This window comes from Desulfovibrio sp. JY (genome assembly GCA_021730285.1).
In the GTDB taxonomy this organism is placed as follows: domain Bacteria; phylum Desulfobacterota; class Desulfovibrionia; order Desulfovibrionales; family Desulfovibrionaceae; genus Solidesulfovibrio.
Genome location: CP082962.1, coordinates 4,385,613 through 4,404,736, shown reverse-complemented (window position 1 = coordinate 4,404,736; position 19,124 = coordinate 4,385,613). Strand labels below are relative to the sequence as shown.

General features: G+C 57.8%; 22 protein-coding genes. 2 read left to right on the top strand and 20 right to left on the bottom strand.

The features are described from left to right. Window positions 1–108 precede the first annotated feature (108 nt). Both K9F62_19800 and K9F62_19795 read left to right on the top strand, forming a co-directional pair. A complete protein-coding gene (locus K9F62_19800; GenBank protein UJX40899.1) occupies window positions 109–1,569 on the top strand; it encodes a type I restriction-modification system subunit M in 1,461 nt (486 codons plus the stop codon). A 2-nt stretch (window positions 1,570–1,571) separates the two neighbouring features. After that, window positions 1,572–2,591 (top strand): restriction endonuclease, encoded by a 1,020-nt coding sequence (locus K9F62_19795; GenBank protein ID UJX40898.1) that lies wholly within the window; start codon window positions 1,572–1,574, stop codon window positions 2,589–2,591. A gap of 116 nt (window positions 2,592–2,707) precedes the next feature. Here K9F62_19795 and K9F62_19790 read toward each other — a convergent pair whose 3' ends face one another. The 20 genes from K9F62_19790 to K9F62_19695 all read right to left on the bottom strand — a co-directional run bounded on the left by K9F62_19790 (window position 2,708) and on the right by K9F62_19695 (window position 18,827). Further along, window positions 2,708–3,385, bottom strand: coding sequence for a hypothetical protein (locus K9F62_19790; protein UJX40897.1), 678 nt, complete (start codon window positions 3,383–3,385; stop codon window positions 2,708–2,710). Then, complete coding sequence (locus K9F62_19785; protein UJX40896.1) at window positions 3,382–4,179, bottom strand: hypothetical protein; 798 nt, start codon at window positions 4,177–4,179, stop codon at window positions 3,382–3,384. Before K9F62_19785 ends, K9F62_19790 begins: the two co-directional genes overlap by 4 nt. Then, a complete protein-coding gene (locus K9F62_19780; protein ID UJX40895.1) occupies window positions 4,179–4,718 on the bottom strand; it encodes a conjugal transfer protein TraD in 540 nt (179 codons plus the stop codon). The genes K9F62_19785 and K9F62_19780 overlap by 1 nt, the downstream gene beginning before the upstream one ends. 11 nt (window positions 4,719–4,729) lie before the next feature. Beyond that, entirely contained in the window at window positions 4,730–7,000 is a 2,271-nt protein-coding gene (locus K9F62_19775) for an AAA family ATPase (GenBank protein ID UJX40894.1), read from the bottom strand. A 76-nt stretch (window positions 7,001–7,076) separates the two neighbouring features. Further along, on the bottom strand, window positions 7,077–8,201 hold the full coding sequence (locus tag K9F62_19770) for a hypothetical protein (protein ID UJX40893.1): 1,125 nt from the start codon (window positions 8,199–8,201) through the stop codon (window positions 7,077–7,079). Window positions 8,202–8,794: 593 nt separating this feature from the next. Further along, window positions 8,795–9,037, bottom strand: a complete 243-nt coding sequence (locus K9F62_19765; GenBank protein ID UJX40892.1) for a hypothetical protein — start codon at window positions 9,035–9,037, stop codon at window positions 8,795–8,797. A 71-nt stretch (window positions 9,038–9,108) separates the two neighbouring features. Continuing rightward, window positions 9,109–10,008 (bottom strand): hypothetical protein, encoded by a 900-nt coding sequence (locus tag K9F62_19760; GenBank protein ID UJX40891.1) that lies wholly within the window; start codon window positions 10,006–10,008, stop codon window positions 9,109–9,111. 91 nt (window positions 10,009–10,099) lie between these two features. Further along, window positions 10,100–11,323 (bottom strand): site-specific integrase, encoded by a 1,224-nt coding sequence (locus K9F62_19755; protein UJX43262.1) that lies wholly within the window; start codon window positions 11,321–11,323, stop codon window positions 10,100–10,102. A 419-nt stretch (window positions 11,324–11,742) separates the two neighbouring features. Next, the gene (locus K9F62_19750) at window positions 11,743–12,393 is read right to left on the bottom strand and encodes a site-specific DNA-methyltransferase (protein UJX43261.1); all 651 of its coding nucleotides are present in this window, start codon (window positions 12,391–12,393) and stop codon (window positions 11,743–11,745) included. Between the two features lie 67 nt (window positions 12,394–12,460). Beyond that, window positions 12,461–12,634, bottom strand: a complete 174-nt coding sequence (locus tag K9F62_19745; GenBank protein ID UJX40890.1) for a Com family DNA-binding transcriptional regulator — start codon at window positions 12,632–12,634, stop codon at window positions 12,461–12,463. A 137-nt stretch (window positions 12,635–12,771) separates the two neighbouring features. Beyond that, window positions 12,772–12,999, bottom strand: a complete 228-nt coding sequence (locus K9F62_19740) for a hypothetical protein (protein ID UJX40889.1) — start codon at window positions 12,997–12,999, stop codon at window positions 12,772–12,774. 9 nt (window positions 13,000–13,008) lie between these two features. After that, window positions 13,009–13,440: a hypothetical protein gene (locus tag K9F62_19735; protein ID UJX43260.1), complete on the bottom strand. Its 432-nt coding sequence runs from the start codon at window positions 13,438–13,440 to the stop codon at window positions 13,009–13,011. Between the two features lie 100 nt (window positions 13,441–13,540). Further along, window positions 13,541–14,551 carry a hypothetical protein gene (locus K9F62_19730; protein UJX40888.1) on the bottom strand — a complete coding sequence of 337 codons (1,011 nt, stop codon included), beginning with the start codon at window positions 14,549–14,551 and terminating at the stop codon, window positions 13,541–13,543. Between the two features lie 2 nt (window positions 14,552–14,553). After that, window positions 14,554–14,877: an amidohydrolase gene (locus K9F62_19725; protein UJX40887.1), complete on the bottom strand. Its 324-nt coding sequence runs from the start codon at window positions 14,875–14,877 to the stop codon at window positions 14,554–14,556. 12 nt (window positions 14,878–14,889) lie between these two features. Further along, the gene (locus K9F62_19720) at window positions 14,890–15,087 is read right to left on the bottom strand and encodes a hypothetical protein (GenBank protein ID UJX43259.1); all 198 of its coding nucleotides are present in this window, start codon (window positions 15,085–15,087) and stop codon (window positions 14,890–14,892) included. A gap of 257 nt (window positions 15,088–15,344) precedes the next feature. After that, the gene (locus K9F62_19715) at window positions 15,345–16,070 is read right to left on the bottom strand and encodes a hypothetical protein (GenBank protein UJX40886.1); all 726 of its coding nucleotides are present in this window, start codon (window positions 16,068–16,070) and stop codon (window positions 15,345–15,347) included. 3 nt (window positions 16,071–16,073) lie between these two features. Further along, entirely contained in the window at window positions 16,074–16,778 is a 705-nt protein-coding gene (locus K9F62_19710) for a phage tail protein (GenBank protein ID UJX40885.1), read from the bottom strand. Window positions 16,779–16,783: 5 nt separating this feature from the next. Then, a complete protein-coding gene (locus tag K9F62_19705) occupies window positions 16,784–17,404 on the bottom strand; it encodes a DUF2313 domain-containing protein (protein ID UJX40884.1) in 621 nt (206 codons plus the stop codon). Further along, window positions 17,404–18,468, bottom strand: coding sequence for a baseplate J/gp47 family protein (locus tag K9F62_19700; GenBank protein UJX40883.1), 1,065 nt, complete (start codon window positions 18,466–18,468; stop codon window positions 17,404–17,406). Before K9F62_19700 ends, K9F62_19705 begins: the two co-directional genes overlap by 1 nt. A 2-nt stretch (window positions 18,469–18,470) precedes the next feature. After that, on the bottom strand, window positions 18,471–18,827 hold the full coding sequence (locus K9F62_19695; protein UJX40882.1) for a phage GP46 family protein: 357 nt from the start codon (window positions 18,825–18,827) through the stop codon (window positions 18,471–18,473). Between the last annotated feature and the right edge of the window lie 297 nt (window positions 18,828–19,124).

Here is a 19,124-nt window from a genome sequence, read left to right as displayed (position 1 = left end):
AACTCCCCTCGTCTTGTGGGAGGATGGCCGCGTTGTGGAAACCCAGCCCATACAATCCGTGAACGCCTGCTGTGAGCCGCAAGCGGCATCTAGGACGACGAAATAGCCATGGCCGAGAATTCTTCCCTTGTTTCCAAAGTCTGGAGCTATGCCCATGTATTGCGCGACCAGGGCATATCCTACGGCGATTACGTCGAGCAGATCACCTATCTCCTGTTCCTCAAAATGGATCAGGAACGCTTCGACTATCTGGATGAGCCGTCGATCATACCCACAGATTTGCGCTGGGGGACGCTCATCGTCAAGGATGGCGACGAACTGGAATTGCATTACCGGCATGTACTGGAAAGTCTGGCGAAAAAAAACGGCATCATCGGCACGATTTTTCACAAGGCCCAAAACAAGCTGACCGATCCCTCAAAGCTCAAGCGCGTTGTCTCCCTCATAAACGAGGAGACCTGGATCGGCATGCAAATGGACGTGAAAGGCGCGATCTACGAAGGACTGTTGGAGCGCAATGCCGCCGAGGTCAAATCCGGGGCAGGGCAGTACTTCACGCCGCGCCCGGTCATACAGGCCATGGTCGAGGTCATGCGCCCGAAAATTGGGCAGACCCTGTGCGATCCCGCTTGCGGCACGGGCGGCTTTCTGCTCGCCGCTTATGAGCACATGAAGGAGCAATCCCGGGACAAAGGGATGCAACGCAAGCTTCGGGAAGACACTTTTTTCGGTGTGGACATCGTGGGCGAGGTCGTGCGCCTGTGCGCCATGAACCTGTATCTGCATGGCATAGGCAATGGGGAAAGCCCCGTCCATCAGGGCGACGCTCTGGCAAGCAAGCCGAACATGTCCTATGATATGGTCCTGACCAACCCGCCCTTCGGCAAGAAATCAAGTTACAAGATCGTCGGTGAAGACGGGAACATCAAGACCCAAAAGGACAGCTACGAGCGCGACGACTTCAAATTCACCACCTCGAACAAACAGCTCAATTTTTTGCAGCACGTCATGAGCATCCTTGCCATAAACGGAAAGGCGGCCGTGGTGTTGCCGGACAATGTGCTTTTCGAGGCCGGCAGCGCCGGAGAAGGCTTGCGCAAACGCCTCCTCGACGCCTTTGATTTTCACACACTGCTGCGTCTGCCAACGGGTATTTTCTACAAGCAGGGCGTCAAAGCGAACGTGCTATTTTTCGACAAGAAGCCCGCTGCCAAAGTGCCTTGGACCAAGAATCTTTGGATTTACGACTTCCGTACCAACATCCATTTCACGTTGGTCGAACGCCCCTTGAAGCTCGCGGACATGGTCGATTTCATCGACAGCTACAGCACCGATAACCGTGCCGCCCGTAAAGAAACGGAACGCTTCAAGTGCGTCGCGTATGAGGAGCTTGTCAGCCGGGACAAGCTGAATCTTGACATCTTTTGGCTCAAGGATGAAGGCCTGGAAGACCTGGACAACCTGCCCGCGCCGGCCATCCTCGCGGCCGAAATCGTCGAAAATCTGGAAGCGGCTCTGGAGCAGTTTCGGGCAGTGGCGGAAGAGTTGAATCAACAAGAGGATGTGTAGCCATGGCCAACGGCGAAATTACGTTGTGGGGCATACATGCTGGCAAGACGGGTGATGCCGACACGCTTTTTCTCAAGAAAAACGTCATCGCCATCGGCTGGCACCATCTGGGCGATTTGGCCAAACTCCCGCCGGATCGTGAAGCCTACAAGGCGGCCGTGGCCAAGGCATACCCGGAAAAAAAGCCCGGGGCCATCCCGAACAATGCCGGGCAGCTTTTTCGTTTTGTCCACGAGATGAAGACCGGGGATTTGGTGGCCTATCCCTCCAAGCGCGACCGCCAGATTCACCTTGGCCGCGTGGAAGGGGAGTACCGCTTCGACGCCAAACTGGAGCCGGGATATCCCAATCTACGCCCGGTCAAATGGCTCAAGGCCGTTCCCCGCACGAGCTTCAGCCAGGGGGCGCTCTACGAGATCGGCTCGGCCATGAGTCTCTTTCAGATCAAAAACTACGCCGAGGAATTCCGTGCCGCCCTGGAAGGCAAGACCGCTTCCCCGCCGGTCGATCAGGACGAGAGTGTGGCAGTGGTGGCCGAAGAGATCGAGCAGACCACTCGTGACTTTATCCTCAAACGTCTTGCCCAGGAGTTGAAGGGGCATCCACTGGCGAAATTTGTCGGCCACCTGCTTGGTACGATGGGGTACCGCACACGTGTATCACCCGAGGGGCCTGACGGCGGCGTGGACATAGTTGCCCACAAGGACGAACTGGGCTTCGAACCGCCTATCATCAAAGTGCAAGTGAAAAGCACCGAGGGCAATATCGGCGACCCCATCGTGTCAGCGCTCTATGGCAAGGTCGCACAAGGCGAATTCGGACTCCTTGTCACGCTCGGCGGATTTACGAATCAGGCGCGGAATTTTGCCAAGGCCAAAAGCAACTTTCGTCTCATTGACGGGAACGAACTCGTTGATTTGATCTTGCAACACTACGACCAATTCGATTCCAGGTATAAAGGGCTATTCCCGTTGAAGCGCGTCTACGTGCCGGAAGCCATTGATGGCGGCGGCGAGGGATAACCGTCGTATAGCCTGTCTAATGCTTTGTGTAAAGTAAATTTATTTGTTTTGTGTAGATTTGGCGTTGTGAATTTGTGTGACAGGCGTTGTTTTTGATTTTATATAATGCTATTAATCTATTTTTCGTCAATAATCCATCCATAAATGCTTCCTTTTTTGTCTTGAGGGAAGCAGAATTTGCGATTACTTCTCCACTCAGTAGACCCATCTGAATAGCAGTCGAAGAATTTATTGATGCCGCCATTAAGCCTTGAAAAGCGATTGGCAAGTTTCCCATCCTCCGACAAGGACCATTTGACCAGGGCCATGTCACTTGGAGATTTAATAGCCTTAGCAGTCCAGGATGCAACTTCCGGGAGTCTTTCAAGCTCAACTCGATAATCCGCGTCGCGAATCTCGAACCCCCATTTGTACCCGCCATAGAGAGATCCTATCGCGAGGATAACGGTGAAGACGCAAGCGACGCAGAACCATCTGAAACGGCTCGTTTGAATCCTTGCGTTCAAGACTTTCTCAGAGTTTTCGACCACGAAATCGACAAGCCGTGCTTGAATCTCCCGTTCGCGTTGTTCGATATTTTTCTCCGCAATGTCGCCCGCGATCTTGGCTGAGCGGTTGATTTGCTCGGCGATTTTGCCGGGAATTTTGCCAGCGAGGGACTCAATATGTCCGCATAGGACGGCCAACAGAATTTCTGGGTTGTTCGGGTCGAGCTCGTAATTGATGACAACGCGCTGGACATGATTCTTCACGTCATCAGGGAGCCCTTGAAGCAGCTTATCCAGTAAAGTCATATGCTCTCCTCCACGCCCAGAGAAATACCAGCGGTTGTCACGGCATGTTTGAATCCTTCAAGAAAGTGGAAGATGTTGCTTCGTTCTGCCCGGCGAAGCAGAGAGGATTTCAAGGCCGGGGTAAATCCGAGGTTGTAAAGGTCCAGGAGGGCGTATTCCCGACCACGTAGCTGCGGCATGGCTATAAGCGCACCCTGATGTTGATGGAGCAGTGCCTTGCCTCGACCACCTACCGTGTTCCCTTGAACGTCGGTAAAACCATCGAAGAAAAGGAAGTCCTCTGGCGCGCCGAAGAAGAGGTTTTTCACGGCCACATAATCGACATCCGGTCCGAACATGTTGATAGTCTTGACAACATTGCTCGCCGAGGCGTGTACGATGGACATGACGATGACGACAGTGATGGCAACGCCTGCGTTCCGGTATTCCTGGACGAGTGCCTGAATGCCATTTTCAGCCCTGATGATAGTCGTGAGAGTATCAACCGCGCCGCCCGGCAGGTCGAAAAGGAGGACGTCGGCATCAAGGTCCAGGGCGTTGACAACGTTATCTCGCCCCACCTTGTCCCGGATGTCGAAGGGGAAAACGCCTCGGACGGGGTCTTGATCCGGAATGAGCCTGCCATTCTCGCCTCGCTCTCCATAATATTGGAGAAGTTGGCCGACGTTTCCATCTGCATCGAAGGCGCCAACGGTCATATTCCGGTCAAACCTGAGCACATCGAGAAGGGCACGGGAGAAGGTGGACTTGCCGGGGCCGCCTTTCTGGCTGAGTACGAAGATTGCGCGTCGCATTACGTCTCCTCGTCGAATCCGGCGTGTGTTGCCGAAGGGGTGAGTGGAGGACCTGCCGGTTGCTTGTATTCGACCTCCGGCGTCTGGTTCTGCGTCTGGGGCTGAAGAGAAGGTCTCGCGGGCATTGGCCTGGCTGTGTGGTCGTTGCCGGGGAAAGGATGCCTCTGGATCAGCTCAAACAGCTCTGACAGAATTGTCGTACGTTCCTGTTCCGAAAGATCTTTCAAAAACTTGAGGTCCTTCGCCACTTCAAACCGCTCCCATGCGGCCAAGCCAAGGCGCTGGAAATAGTCTTCGACTTCCTTTCCGGCGGAATGGACACGAAGCATTGCGCTGGCAAAGCACAGAGAGCCAAAGACCGTCTTGAGGGAAAGGCCTTTGAAGCCTGCTTTGACAGCCAATCCGCCAAGCTCGTATTTGATTCGCTGTTCCGCTTTGCGAAGTTGGGCCTTTGCTCTGTTTTCCGCCGCTATGGCGCGATTTTTCCGCTCCAAGGCGCGCTTGAGCTGTTCTTCTGGTGTGAGTTTGTTTTTCTCCATATTCTTCCTCCTTAACGGCCTAAATCAAACTCTCGTCCTTTGGTCCTCACGCGTTCGTGATTGGGAGCTCGTTTCATTGAAAACTCAGGTCTAAAACCGATGCTGGCCCTGGCAACTCGTTTTTGGCCCATCTGGATCGCCAAGGCACGTAAGTCCCTGGTGTTGGATTGGTCGATGAAGAATTTGAGCTGTTCCTTGTGGCGGGTCAGGCCGACATAGCTCGTGCGGGATTCCCAGTTGCGGCCATGCAGGCAGTAGACGGTCGTCTGGGTCTTTCCTTGGCCACGATAAACCGTTCCGGCGTAGCCTAGGGCGAAGTCCCGGAACTCCTTGGCATTGAAGGCGACTTCCTGGCCGGCGTCGGTGAGTACGTTGACTTTGTCGCCGTCGATCCATTTGATCGTCCCAAGTGAGCCGTTAAAGATGTCAGCCTTTTTGTCCGTTCCATGGAATTGAATTCTGTCGCCGATGCCGAAGGTCTGCGTGCCCTTGCAGGTCTCGAATTCATGGTTGCCGACGATGTCGCCACGCTTCGCCAGGATGTCCCGCAGGTGCATGTTCAACTCGTTCACCTCGGCGTTGGTCCCCGCGTAGACAAATCTCGCCTGGGTCGGATCGCATGACATGTCCTTGGTCCATTCCCTGACGAGGGCTTCTTTCTGGCTTGAGGCATTTGGTAGCCAATGAAGGAAGCCTTTGCGTTCCTGGTATCGCTTGAGGCCATCGAGGAACCGGCCTTCGGAGAAGTTGGCGCTGGCCTCTTTCTGCCAGTCGGACTCTTGCCTGCGAACTTTGGTGATCTCTGCCGAACCGAATCTGTGGCGAAATTCTGTGAACATGCCGCCTCTGGCAACGGAGGCAAGCTGCCTGTCGTCGCCAATCAGGATCACCTTGGAGTCTGCTCTTGTGGCGTTGCTAAAAATTTTCTCCATGATTTCCGTGTCGAGCATGGCCGCCTCGTCAACGAGAAGGACGGTCCTCTGGTCCCACTTTTGCGATCTGGCGTTATTCTCCTGATGCCAGACGGCAGAATGGGCGGTACTGGCCTCGGCAAAGCCATCTGTTTTCATGTCCTGGGCCACGGTGTTGGTTGGGGAGAGCCCCACGACACGAAAGCCGGACTTCTCGTAGGCCTCACGGATGGCACCCATGGTGTAGGACTTGCCGGCTCCGGCTCGGCCTTCGATGATTTTTAGCCCCCCAGGTGCTATGGCATGGCGGAAGGCCTGTTCCTGCTCTGGGTCCATGGTTCTAGAGTGCAAGGCGCGTTGGATGGCTCTCGGCTGAGGCATAGGCGCGGCGTCCTGATTCCTGCACCTGGCCATGTCCATGACCCGCTTTTCTTGTTCAAGTACGTCCCGAGTGGTGAATCCCACGAATTTGCCGGGATCATGGTCGTAGAGCCGGATGAGGTTCTCCTGGGAAAGGATCTCTTTCTTGAGATTGGCGTTGCCTTCGGGCGTGCTGGTGACCTTGGAAACCAGACGGGAGATGTCGCGTTCGCTAAAGATGGATTTGTTCCGGGTCAGTTGGGTAAGCATTTCCTCGGGGGGGAGTTCGGCGTTTTCCGCCTGGATGCCTTCATTGATTTCCCGCTTGACCGCCTGCCCGCCTTTTTGATGCCAGGCTGGGCCAACATGCTTCTGGCTGATCTTGCCGATCGAATCCACTTCGAGATCCAGACCATGGGACTTGAAATAACCATTCTGAAAATTTGCCCATTCCTGGCCCCAATCGTCCTTCTGGAGGACAAACTTTCCTTTGGCGAAGCCAGGGTTCAGGTGCCTCGCCTTGGGGCCAAAGCCGCTTTCGCCAAGAGTTCGGGTCGAGATGAGAAGATGGGCGTGTGGGTTGCCGTCCCCTTTGTCGTGGAAGACCATCTCGACGACCAAGCCATGTTTAGTGAAATGCTCGCGGGCGAATTGCCGGGCCAGTTCAAGCACGTGTTCACGTGAGAGGCCCTCATCCGCTGGAAGGGCCAAAACCATGTGCTTGGCGAGCTGAGCGTTTGTCTTGATCGTTCCGTCCTTTTTCAGGTCAGCCGCCTCAGCGGCGTTCCAGAGCGTTTCACTTGAAACCCATTTCTCCTTGAGTTGTTCAGGGACAAGAAGTTCAGAATGAACAAACTCGTTGGGCTCGTCAGCGAGCTTTTCCGTGAAGTCGAATTGCCTGCCGGTTGAGTTTTGTATTTTTCGATCCCGGTTCAGGTACGAGGAAAGCCCAACCGCCGATCCGCCGTTGCGGGTGGAAATGATCTCCATTCTGGCAAAGGCTATCGCCATTTTCCGTTTCCCCTTTCTGCCTCGCAGAGCGCAATCATTTTTCCGAAGGATAAAATGTATATTGCGTCTGCTGCCGCTACGTCTTGGGTGTTTCTGCCTTTCGTTTTAGTTCCGAAAATTCCGAAATAATTTTAGAGAGGATTTTTTTGTGGTTCAACAGCATCGACTCTTTGTGGTTTTCATTCCAATAGTGTCTTAGATATTGCACTTCGGGACCAAACTTCTTCTCGAGAAGTTTTTCTTTTTCTGATGGCTCAAGAGAGTTCACCCATAATTGGAATAAATCGTTGGCAGCAGAGTCGTAGGCTTGTTTGGCTGCGTGAGCCGAGTGTTTTTGGTCAAATATGATTTGATCTTCCGATGAGACATACCCATTGGGAGAGCGATAGTATCCATTTTGTGCAATAGAATTATAAAAATATCCAAGAGGTTTCGCGACAATTTTCCCAGTTCCATCAATAAGAGTCCCGTGCTCAAGTTCCCAATTGAGATGGTCAAGTGATAGAAGAAGATTGGTCAAAGGGAAGTCATGTTTCTCAAGAGTCGAGACGAATTGTCGGATTTGATTTGGACAAAGTCCGTGCGCCGCTAGTTTTGGATATCTGCGAGAAATGTCATCAGGCGTTAAGGTCATGATTTTTTCTTTGATAGTGTATGTACTTCTTTCTATCTGGTCACAGGGTGATGGGGTGGGTGTCGAGATCGTCTGGACATGCGGAGTGTCGATGAGCGAAAGGGGGAATTCTAATCCATGAACTTCGCAGAATAATGTGCAAAGTTTAATGTTAAATTTGAAGGACAATCCCTGTATCTTCCCTGTTCTTTTCGGATATGGCCTAATAAATCCAAGATGTGAGAGCGTTTTTACGTTTCCCCTTACTGTTCCTCTTGGGATTTTTACTTGGATAGATATTTGGTCATATGAAATTATCCTTTTCAAGTTCATAATGATGAACTTCAGTACTAAGATTTGGTTGCTGTTGAGGCCTGCCAGGAGGTCGCTCGTTGATAGTTCTGAGATATCAGGCTGTTGATGGTTCCGTGCCTTCTTGGTATTTTGTGCTTGGGTGTTGGGCAGGATGTTTACTCGCCTGCTTTGCCGCCTGTCTGCTTGGGAGGTTGAGGTGGAGGCTGTTGAGGCGGATGTTGGCTTGGCTGCCAAGCGGCCTGCTAGTTTTGTTGCCTTTCTTTTTATGTTCATTTGAGCTCTCGTGGCTAACCTGAAGCAGAAAAGTGAATTTCCTCGCCTTGGTCGTTGTCTATCGTTGCTTCGAGTAAGACGAATCGCGCGCCGAATCAGCCAATCCTGAAGACACAACGCGTTCATGCCTTAGGTCGCGGCAAAGAAAGAAACCTATGAAGATGATTGTTGTCCTTGCCGCCTGGGGCAAGATGTAAACCGAGAGAAAGGAGTTGCACTCGGTAAGGGGGGGCATTGCTGCAGGCAGACAGACAAAGACTATGCGTTCAGCTATGTTACGACCATTGGCAGAACGAAGAGTCTCTTCTGTTTTGTGCTTTGACTTGTCGAGCTTGTGTCGTTCTTTGGGGGGCAGTTTTGGGTACGAACGTGCGGTCCAGGTGTCTTCCTGGCTTGTTTGGAAGTTTTGCCACCAACCGGAAGCAGGCGGGGCAGGATGGAACGTATACGCTCCATCTTCTCCACGCTCCTTACAAGTAGTGAGCCCGCACTGATGGAGATTGCCTCCGGCGATAATCTCGTCAGGATCGAGACCAGTACGTTTAAGCACATCCTGAAATTCGAGAACTGGGTTACTCATGGCAATCCCAGCCCTAGTCAATCATGGAGGATCTTTCTTCAAGCCAGGCAATGAGATCCTCACGAAGGTAGCCGACCGTCCCACCGACGCGTACCCGCCTCGGCCCAGTTCCTTCGCTATCGAGGTTGGCTAAATATCCCTGTGAGATGATGCCGCCGAGATAACGGTCAATCTTTTTACGGGCCAAGATCGGCGGGAGAGTTTCCCGGAGGGTGGAGAGATCAACAGGGCGGGCGTTTTTTTTAGAAAAAGACATAAGAGCTACCTCCTCGTACTAAGTGAAGTTGCGAAGAAGTAGCAGACCAGAGTTTAAAGCAAGGGGGTTGTTTAAAGTGTTTTTTTCGCTTCGGAAAAATAAATTTGGGCAGTTGCTTTTAGGATTGAGGATTCCTTTTCTTCTTTCTCTCTACCCCCGGATTTGTTATGTATAGTCCAAGAGTATATAAGTGATTCGGTTGCTTCGTCTATGTAGAAAGAATATTTTCCATGGCAAAGTTTGTTTGATTCATTATAGTGTGATATGCGTTTCCACTCTTCTTTGAACGTAATTTCTTTGTTTTTGCTTAGTGAATCAATGAAAATTGCTATTAATTCTTTTCTCGGAGTGTGCTTCCCTCCCCCGTCTTTTGCGCCTGCTAAAGTTTTAAATGATCTATAAAATTTTATCTCATTAGAAAATTGTACTAAGTTTCTCGCGAATAGCAAGGTTTCGTAAACGATTACAGAGGGATTGTTTCCATTTAATGCGCATATGATTCTATCAATTCCGTTTATTGCCTCGGCGAATGCTAAAATCTTGTACCGGCGTATAAGGTCTTCTCCGTCTGATGCCATATCGATAAATGCTTCTTCAGTCTCTGTGTTTAGATTCTTTAGAGAATCGTAATCTAACATATAGCCAGACTGTCTATTTTTAATAAAATCTTTATTGTGTCCACAACAAAGGAGGCAAAGCTCAAAAGACAATACGTTGTTTGTCGATATGCAATTTATAATTTCTTGTTGGAAAATTTTTAATGATTTAATTGTTGCGTCTGTTCCTATTGGAAAAAGATTGGTTGCAGCTGATCTTGCATTTACAGCCGAGGTTTCAAATAATATCATGTTTATAAATGATGTTATCGGGTTGGATTCTTCGTTGTCAGGGTATAGTAATTCATTGTGCTGATTAAATGATGATTTGGGTTGCTCTTTATGTCGCTTTTGTGGTTTTTTGTTTTTTGACATGCGCAAGCTCTGCTTTGTTTTTTATTTTTTTGTTGCTTGTGTTGTGTGTCAAATATACGTTGTGGATATGAGGGAATCTGCATTTGTTCGGCTAGTTATCCCTCATGTGCATAATGCGTTCGTCTCTCTTTATCGTATTCATGCTGGTTTCAAGAGTTTTGACCGCCCGGCGCAGTTTGTCCGGGGAAAGGTGGCTGTAGCGCTCCGTCATGGCCAGTGTGCCATGTCCCATAAGCTCTTTGACCGAATACAAATCGATGCCTTGCTCGACCAACCAAGAGGCGAAGGTGTGGCGCAGGGTATGGAAGACGACCTTCTGGCGTGGATCGGTAACACCATTGTTGAGCCCCTGGGCGGCAACCACGCGGTTGAACGTCTCGGAAATTTGGACGATACGGCCACCATTGGCGGAGGGAAACACGAGATCGTCGGGACCTCGGCGTTCCATGTCCGCGAGCATTGCTGCCACGGCCTCGGTCATGTAGGCCGCCCGGGTCTTGCCGCTTTTGGTGTCGCGCAGGATGAGGACGCCACGTTCCATGTCCACGTCGCCCCAGGTCAGGGAAAAGATTTCACCGGCCCTCAGGCCGCAATGCAGGGCGAGCAGGGCCATGTCATGGACGTTGGATTCCCGTTCGGCCAGGGCGGCAAGCAATCGGTCGGCTTCGTCGTGGGTCAGGAAGCGGAGACGGCGGGAATCGGTCATGGGCTTCTTTACCAAAGAAACCGGGTTGTCGCCGGCATAGAGGCCATGGCGCTTGGCGAAGTTGAATACCTGCCGCAAGGCGGCCAGGACATGCCGGACTGTTTGAGCGGAACGGCCGGCTTCGGTCATGGTCTTCTTAATGCGCTCTAAGTGTATGGGCTTGATGTCACGTAGAGGTTTGTCGGCCAGGGTAGGGGAGAGCCAGAGCCGGTAAGCGGCTTCTTCAGCATAGGCCGTATGGGTGGCCTTGTTGGCCTGGGCCACAGGAAGGTATTTCTTCCAGACTTGGGAGAGGGTGATGTTTTCGCGTGCCTCGATAACGCGTGCCGTCTCCTCGGCCTGACGCTTCTCCTCGGCTAGCTTGCGCTTTTCCGCCAGGGAGCATGGTCCTTCCCCGATGGTATGGGCCTTTTTGAGTTCTGCCAAAGTCTGAGCGGCCTTGGCGGCGGTCCAACCTTCCGAGGCCCAGCCAAGGGCTTCCTCGCGGCGTTTGCCGCCGACCTTATAGTAGATGGAAAAATAGCGGTCCTTTTGGATGCCGTGCTTCCGGGAGGGGTGTTCTCTGTACCGAACTCCAGGATAATTCGTGCCAATCCATTTTGTTGCCATGTCCATCTCCCGGATTTTGTCCATCCCCTGTCCATCCTTTTAGTCTGAAGCAAGGGGCAAAAGCGTGAAGAGTTGTGAAGATGGATATGGCTTAACATACTGAAAGTCAATGAAGTTGTGAAGTCTTCTGAAATTAGCTGAAAGATAAAAAATCGCCTCCTAAGCGATAGGCCATGCGTTCGAATCGCATCGGGAGCACCATAAAAATTAAGGGGTTGGACTAATACGGTCCAACCCCTTTTGCGTTGGAGGGGTGCTTGGGTCCGCTATGGGTCCCCGGTCCAAGGTTGTGAGCGTTCATTAGCGGCAGTTGAAGCGGTTAGGCGGATAGTGGTTGGATTAAAGGAGCGTGATGTAAGGCGGCGCGCGATTTGGCACTGATTTGCGCGCGGTTTGGCACGCCGCCATGTGGTTGGAATCTACTTTAACGCGGCCTCGGCGGCATGGATGCGCTCGGCGGCCAGAGCTGCATATTCGGGCGAAAGCTCCACGCCGATGAAGCGCCTGCCGGTCTCCACACATGCCAGGGCGGTGGTGCCGCCACCGAGGAACGGGTCGAGCACGTTTGCCCCCGTAGCGGCCACCGCCAGCAGGTCCTTGACCAGGGCCACGGGCTTCCCTGTGAGGTGGACCTTTTTCCTCGGGTCCACGCCACAATGGAACACGCCGGGGAAGCATTGTCGCGTGTGCGTCCGCATCTTTTCCTTCACGGCGTGGATCACGAACTCCGCGTCGTGTCGGAAAGCCCCCATGGTCGGCCGGGCGTTCGGTTTGTGCCAGACCACTATCCCCTTCCAGAGCCAGCCGGCGGCCTGGATCGCGTCGGTCATAGCCGGCAGTTGCCGCCAGTCGCAAAAGACCAGGCAGGACGCGCCCGACTTGGCCAGCCGCCAACATTCCCCCAGCCACAGCGCCGCCCACATGACGAAAGAGCGTTGGTCCTTCAGGTCGCCGAGCATCGGTGGATAGACCTTCTTGGTCCCACTGCGTTGGTACTTTGAGGCCGGGGTCGCCTGGCGCGCGGACAAGTGCAGCCCGCCGCTCGAATACGGCGGGTCGGTGAGCACCATGTCCACCGAATCCGCCGGAAGCTCTTTCAAAACCGCCAGGGCGTCGCCTGTGTAGAGGACGCCGTTGTCAAAGACCGTTTGAGGTGACACCCAAGTGCTCCTTTTTCGGGGCTCTCAGGCTCTCTTTGTCGGGGCTCGCGGCCCTCACGTGGTTGAGGGTATGGCAACGGGGACATTTGATTTCGATGGTCCCAGTGCCCTTGGCCAAAAGACGTCCGCATTTGCCGCAACGTATCTCCATGCTTGCCTTTACAAGGTTGGGCCGGAAGCTGTAGCCCTCTAACGCTCGTGCACGAGCTTGGAGCGCGGCTTCGGCCGTGGCGCGATGTCCCCACATCGCGTCGGTGGGGCGGTTGCTGCCGCCCTGCCGCTCCTCTTCTAATAACGTGCGACCCGTTGCCCTCCTTCGTCCGCCTCGATGGACCTCCGGCAATGGCCGGCTCCGAAGACGGCGTCCAGGCAGATTTCCAACATGCGTCCTATGCGGCTGCCGGCGGCGGATGCCTTGCCCACCCGGCTGGAAACCGTTTCGTCGGGATCGCCGCCGGTCAGGACGGAAAGAAATTGATCCAGGCCGAGCAGGACGTTCCAAATGTATTGTTTCATGGGATACTCCTACATCTTGGCCACGCCGGCTTTGATTTCCTGGAGGCGTTCGTCTGTGGGGATGAAGTTTTTCGCGCGCAGGATGGCGAGGGAGTTGACGGTCAGGGAATCGTGCATGTCCGCGTAGCCGACGGCCCGGATGAAGGCCCACATGCGGCGCACGTCGGCGTCCGTGGTTTCGACAGCCAAGAGCGCGTCAAACTCCTCCTGGGTAAACAGGCGCATGAACCCAGCTTCGGTGAAACGGTTCGGCGCATCGGCCACCGCCGGCGGCGTAGCGGCCCAGGTCGCCACCTCTTCCCACGCAGCCGGAAAAGGTAAGATGCGTTGCGCGTCCCCTTCGCCGACAACGGCCGTTGGATAACCGGGGAATGCCGGGCAGACGGCCACCGCTTTGGCGTGGTCAGAGATGATCCGAACAGTGTCGTCGCCCACGGCCACGGTCACGTCGTCGCCCGCCGGGACCTCCACGCCAAGGGAGGCCACGAACGCCCGGGAAGTCGGGGAAAAGATTGAATGCAGGATGGTGATATTGCTCATACTACAACCCCATCGCGGCGAACGTCGCCACGTCGCAGTAGCCCGCCCCGCCATTGCTGACGCCGGCCGCCGCCAGTGTCGGCGTGCCGGTCAGCGCCCCGCCGTAATAGAGTGCGGCCCGGCCGCCCCCGGGACCGCCGTAGCCGCCAGCGAGGCCGGTGGCGTCCGCGCTGGCGGTTATTGTCAGGCCAGGCCCGACGACCACGTCGCCCAGCCCCCCCACGATGAGCACCCCACCGGGATGCCCCAACAAAAGCGTGGGATCGCTGGTTGTCGCCTTGAGCGCCTGGGCGCTTAAACCGGCAGCCCCAGCGCCTGCGGACTGGCCCCCGAACCCTCCACGCCAGGGGAAACCTTTTTCCCCCAGGCCGCCCCAACTGTCCGTCATGTAGCCGTGAGTGGCGCTGCCGCTCGCGCCGCCACCCGGCCCCTTCGCTCCCGCCCCGCCGGGATAGCTCCCTATGTCGTTATCCCGCGCATGGGGACGTGAGCCGGCGGCACCGCAGCCGGCGGCGGTGATGATGGCCGTCCCGGGATTGATGTCGGCGGCGACCAGCGAGCGCCATTCCCGCCACAGCACTGGGTCGCCCGGGAAAAAGCCGTTCGCCCGTATTTGGCGCTGTATCTCCCTGTACGTCATGGCCTCGGAAGCCAGGTCGACGCTTTGCGGAAAGGAAAGGTCGTAGACCGGCCAGCTCGTTGACTCGATGGCTCCCATCCCGGCCATGCTGATCGTGCTGGCCGCCCCGGCCACGGTCAGGGATTTAAAAAGCAAGATGAGCGTGCGGCAGGCGTAGGCCGGAACAATGGTGGCTCCATCTAAGGTCACGTCGCCGAAGGCAAAGACCTTCATGGGACCGTTTTGCTCGGTCGGCAGGGTCAGCGTCCCGGCTATGTCCGTTTCGGGGCGCACGTCGTACATGCCGTAGAGTGTTCGCAACCCGTCGCCGGCCGGCGCGACGGGCATGCGCCGGGTCCAGGACGTCGGCGCGGTGATTCTGGTGACGCCCATGGCTACCCCTCGTCTCCCGAGGCCAGAAACGACACCGCCGCCACGTTGGAGAGCGCCCGCAGCTTGTCCGGGGCAACGCTCGCGGCGATGCAGACCTTGGTGTCGATATGGATGGATTCGCCGGGAGCCAGCGACGCCATGAGGATGGTGGCCAGGATCGCGTCTGCGGCATCGGTGAGCGTCACGACCACGTCGGCGGTTGCCGCCGGGTCGGTGTTGCAGACGATCAGGCCGATCACGGCCACCTCAAGGCTTGGCGTCGGCACGACCAGGTCGGTGGCCACGCCGGCCTCCACGCTCGCTAACGGCCAGGGTTTCAGCGCCATACTCCCATCCTCCTACCCGAAAATGATGGCCAGCCGCCTGGCCTTGGACATATCGCCGGCCGGGCCGGCCTCGCCCCGGTCGCCTTTGTCCCCTTTGTCGCCCTTGTCTCCCTTTTCGCCTTTCTGGCCGGTGGCCCCTTGCGGGCCGGTCACGGCCGTGGCCACGCGCAGGCCGAGGACCACGTCGCAAGGCGAATTGGGGATGGCCACGAAGCGCACAATGCTGCCGCCGTAGGGGTCGGTCACGGTCAGGCTGTAGGCGCTGCCCTCGCTGCCGAGCGTGTTGGGGAACAGCTCCAGGACCGCTTCGCCCTGGGCGTCGGTTGCGGCCTCGGCCGGGCCGAGGGCCACGTCCTGGCCCTGGTAGCGTTCCTGGCAGGTCAGGACGGCCTTGACCGCCGCGCCGGGCACGCCCTGGCCTTTTGTGTCCTGATAATGGACCGTGACAGGCACGGTGGGGATGGCGCTCATGCCGTGGCCTCGGCCTTGGGCCAGACGATGGCGTCGCACACGGCCTGGACGGCTTCGGGCGTCGCGGCCTCCCGGACCTTTTTCTTGGCGGCCAGGCGCGCGGATTCGATGGCCGCGCCCATGGCATGCCAGGCTTGCGACATGGCCAGGATCGTCTCGGCCACGGCTTGCCCCGTGTCGGCGGTGATACCCACCTCGCCGGAAATGAGCGGATAGGCGGCCGGGTCGGGACTTTCCGCCGCCAGGAACTGCCGGGCCTGTTCCTCCTTGGCCAGGTAGGTCATGGCCCGGCCCGGGGTGAGGCTCATGTAGGGGGCAAGGAGCGCATCGGCCTGGGCGTCGATGGCGTCCTCGGCGGCGGCGCGGATCGCGGCCATGTCCGGTTGCCAGGAAGCCGAGGCGGCGTCCCAATTGTAGGCCCGGCCGGGCGGCGGCGTGAGTGTGTAGCCATCGGGAATCGGCCCCACGGCCCGGATGGCCAGGGCGCTGCCATCGGCGGTGGCGTAGGCGGTTTGTCCCCGGTGATCCTCTTCCACGCGCCAGGTCTGGCCGTCGAAGACCGCCACCTGGCCGTCGCCGGTCGCGGGCGGCGGCGTGGCCGTGCTCCCGGCCGGGAACAGGTAATTGGGGCTGCCGTCCGGGTTTTGCGGCCGGGCCGGGGACACGCGGGCCTCGGTTTCGCCCAGGAGCACGCCCCGGGCGTCGCACAGATACAGTTTCACGGCCTACCTCCAGCGTATGATGAACATGACGTTCGCGTTTTTCATGCGGGTTTCCGACGCGGTGGGCACGTTGGCCAGGGCCGACGCGCCGTTTTTGTCGCTCGTCACCTGAAAATCCTTGGAATAGTAGTTGTACGGGCCGTTATCCCAGGCCTGCACGTCCACCACGCCGGTCTGGCCGGCGGCCGTGCCGACCGCGCCGCCCAAGGGGTGGTTGTGTTTTTTGACGGCGTCGTCCTGGGTGGAACCGACATGGTCGCCGCCGGTGCGAAGACCCGCGTCCGGGTCCAGGCCACGTCCGTGGTCCCAGCCGCGAAGGGCTAGGCCACGCAAATCCGGCCCCCTGAAATAGCCGGTGGGAGCCGTGCCCCAGGCGGTGCCGAGGACGGCGTAGAGGGCCGGGTAATCGACGATGAGCAGCGACGGGCCGTCGCATTCCAGCCAGTCGCCGCTGGCCGGCAAGGTTTCGCTGGGCCAGACCCGTATCTCGCCCACCTCGCCCGCGCCGGACAGCAGGTTTATGGCTTGGCGCAGCTGGTCGAAGTCGCCCTTGACCGGCGCGATGCCAGCGGCCTCGATGGTGCGCGTCAGGTTCTCCTGGACGTCGTTGAGCCAGGCGGCGGAAACGACCGTGGCCATCTGCGGGACGGTGGGGTCGCCCTCGGTGAAAAGACTGTTCACGGCTCCGGGGCCGTCTATGCGGTGCATCGCGGTTATCCTCCGTAGGCAAAGTGGACCATGGTGTGGGCCGGGGCGGCGTTGCGGATGGCGCATTCCAGGAGCTGGTTGCTCCAGCTGACCAACGGCTCGCCCGCGCCGCTGACGCCGGCGCGAAAAAGCGTTGTCGGCTCGCCCGAGGCGTGGACCATCCAGACGAATTGCCAGGGCGCGCCCTGGGCCAGCGACTGCCCGGCGCGCCAACCGGCGGCGAAAAGCGCCTCGTAGTTGCTGATGCGCTCCCCGGCGCGGGAGAAGCCGGCCCGAAACTGGTCGAACTCCTCAATGGTGACGGCATAGCCGAGCTGGTCGGCCAGCCAGATGAAATAGGCCCGGTTGATGGCCGCCCGCTCGGTCAGGGCGATGGCCAGCAAGGCCAGGCGCTCTTGCAGGAGCAACCCCTGTTGGCGGCAGTCGCCGGGCAGGCCATAGACGCGCTCGTAATCCTCCAGCCATTCCAGCGCCGCCAGCGGCGTAAGCCCCCGCAACGGGTCGAGACTGACCAGCAAGGCCGTATCCAGCGCCACGCCCTCGGCCGCCAATTCCGGCTCGATGAGCCCGGTCGGGGCGTAGCTTTCCGGCAAAAGCGCCTGGAGGAGCGCCGCATGCCCAGCCATCACAGCGCCTCCGCTTCGACCAGGCCCAGGCGCGGCCATTCCAGGCGCGTGGCGTCCACCACGGCCACGAAGTTGGCCTGCGGCACCTTCACCTGTCGGTCGATGACGCCGGGCAGGCTGGAGGACACGGCCTCGATCTTGGAGCGGTAGACCACGCCGCCGGGGGAAAGATCGGCCAGGGCGGCCTCCAGCGCGTCCTGAAGCTGGGCGGTATACAGGGCCAGGGTGGTGACCGATGCGTCCAGGCGCACGGCCACCTTCACGGTGACATTGACGGGCGTTGGCGACAGCACCCAGGCGTCCTTGCAGGCGGCCGGCCGCTTTTCGTCCACCACGGCCTGGGCGGCGGCGATGGCCGAGGGCGTGGCCGGGCCGTCCGGGCCGAGCACAGCCACGTCCACCGAACCCAGGTCGCGCCTGTTCGGAAAGGTCCAGGCCCGGGAGATGCCGGCCACGGTCAGCGCCCAACGCCGGTAATCGTAGGCGTTGCCGCCGCCTGGCGGGTGCCGCATGTAGTCCAGCAGCCGGGCCAGCAGCTCGGCGTCGGTCTCGGCGGCCAAGCCGCCGGAAAGGGTGAGCCCGGCCTGGGACAGCACGCCTTCCGGGGCCTGGACGAACAGCACCGGCTCGCCGGCAAAGGTGGGCATGACGCCGGCCTTGGCGGCGGCGACCGCAACGACCACGCGGCCGTCCGCGCCGATGACGGCCTGGGCGGTCGTTAAAAACGTCAGGCCCGTGGCCACATGGCGCACGGATTCGCCCGAGGCGATGACCGCGCCGGGCGTGCCTTGGACAACCAAGTCGCCGCCGGCGGCGATGGCCGGCTTGCGGGTGATGCCGCGAAGCGCGGCATGGCGCTCCAGGTATTCCGGGTCGGCGGTGTCGGGCAGCACCTGCCGGGCGATCCACAGCTGGTGCTGATAGAGGCCGTCCACGGCGGCGGCCACGGCCGTGGCCCGGATGGCATAGTCGCTGTCCGCGTCCGTGGCCGCGTCGGGAAGCTGGTTCTTGATGTCGCGCAGATACGCGGCGCGGATGTCCTCGAAGCTGGGGATGGCGTACATGGTCAGGCCACCCGCACCGGATGTTGAAAGGTGGCTTGGCGGCCCAGGGCGTCCACAACGGTGATGCGGAGCAGACAGCGGCCGTCATGCGGCTGTTCACTGGCTACGTCGATGGAGCGCGCCCGGCCGTCGTCCAGGAGCGGTTGCAGGGCTGCGGCGGCATATTGGCGGGCCAATACGCCGATGCGGGGCAGGTCCTTGGAGCGCGCCAGCTCATGCAAACGCGACCCGATCGACGGGTCCGCCCACCAGGAGCTGAGCGGTGTCGCCAAACGAATATAGACGGCGTTGCCCAGGTGGTTTATCCTGGTTTGCAAATATTCGCCGGTATATGGATCAATGCCTCGGTCGATGCCCATGGCCGCCACCTTAGTGGCGGTGCGGGGTGGTGGGATAGGTGAAGGGGTTCAGGAGACGAAATAAAAGGGCCGCTCGACGAAGCGGCCCATGTTTTGGCAGAATCAGCCTAGCGTACGGGGATCAAAAAACACTTCTTCCCGTAATCGGCGGCGTACAGGACTTTCTTCGCCCGCCAGTGGTAAAAGCTAGCCACCGCGCGGTAAAGGCGTCCGTTCCTCCAAACCAGGTTGCCCATGTTTGGACCTCCTCGTTTGACGAGCAGACTTGACGCCGTCGATGTTGTGCATTAGGCTAGT

Bases quoted from the DNA above. Each gene is read 5' to 3' on its own strand.
- K9F62_19750 (UJX43261.1), bottom strand. From the start codon at position 12,393: ATGGTGCTCACCGACCCGCCGTATTCGAGCGGCGGGCTGCACTTGTCC.
- K9F62_19700 (UJX40883.1), bottom strand. From the start codon at position 18,468: ATGTACGCCATCCCCAGCTTCGAGGACATCCGCGCCGCGTATCTGCGC.
- K9F62_19785 (UJX40896.1), bottom strand. From the start codon at position 4,179: ATGCGACGCGCAATCTTCGTACTCAGCCAGAAAGGCGGCCCCGGCAAG.
- K9F62_19775 (UJX40894.1), bottom strand. From the start codon at position 7,000: ATGGCGATAGCCTTTGCCAGAATGGAGATCATTTCCACCCGCAACGGC.
- K9F62_19725 (UJX40887.1), bottom strand. From the start codon at position 14,877: ATGGCGCTGAAACCCTGGCCGTTAGCGAGCGTGGAGGCCGGCGTGGCC.
- K9F62_19695 (UJX40882.1), bottom strand. From the start codon at position 18,827: ATGGGCATCGACCGAGGCATTGATCCATATACCGGCGAATATTTGCAA.
- K9F62_19755 (UJX43262.1), bottom strand. From the start codon at position 11,323: ATGGCAACAAAATGGATTGGCACGAATTATCCTGGAGTTCGGTACAGA.
- K9F62_19795 (UJX40898.1), top strand. From the start codon at position 1,572: ATGGCCAACGGCGAAATTACGTTGTGGGGCATACATGCTGGCAAGACG.
- K9F62_19800 (UJX40899.1), top strand. From the start codon at position 109: ATGGCCGAGAATTCTTCCCTTGTTTCCAAAGTCTGGAGCTATGCCCAT.
- K9F62_19710 (UJX40885.1), bottom strand. From the start codon at position 16,778: ATGCACCGCATAGACGGCCCCGGAGCCGTGAACAGTCTTTTCACCGAG.
- K9F62_19770 (UJX40893.1), bottom strand. From the start codon at position 8,201: ATGAACATAAAAAGAAAGGCAACAAAACTAGCAGGCCGCTTGGCAGCC.
- K9F62_19705 (UJX40884.1), bottom strand. From the start codon at position 17,404: ATGGCTGGGCATGCGGCGCTCCTCCAGGCGCTTTTGCCGGAAAGCTAC.
- K9F62_19790 (UJX40897.1), bottom strand. From the start codon at position 3,385: ATGACTTTACTGGATAAGCTGCTTCAAGGGCTCCCTGATGACGTGAAG.
- K9F62_19780 (UJX40895.1), bottom strand. From the start codon at position 4,718: ATGGAGAAAAACAAACTCACACCAGAAGAACAGCTCAAGCGCGCCTTG.
- K9F62_19765 (UJX40892.1), bottom strand. From the start codon at position 9,037: ATGTCTTTTTCTAAAAAAAACGCCCGCCCTGTTGATCTCTCCACCCTC.
- K9F62_19730 (UJX40888.1), bottom strand. From the start codon at position 14,551: ATGGGCGTCACCAGAATCACCGCGCCGACGTCCTGGACCCGGCGCATG.
- K9F62_19760 (UJX40891.1), bottom strand. From the start codon at position 10,008: ATGTCAAAAAACAAAAAACCACAAAAGCGACATAAAGAGCAACCCAAA.
- K9F62_19745 (UJX40890.1), bottom strand. From the start codon at position 12,634: ATGGAGATACGTTGCGGCAAATGCGGACGTCTTTTGGCCAAGGGCACT.
- K9F62_19740 (UJX40889.1), bottom strand. From the start codon at position 12,999: ATGAAACAATACATTTGGAACGTCCTGCTCGGCCTGGATCAATTTCTT.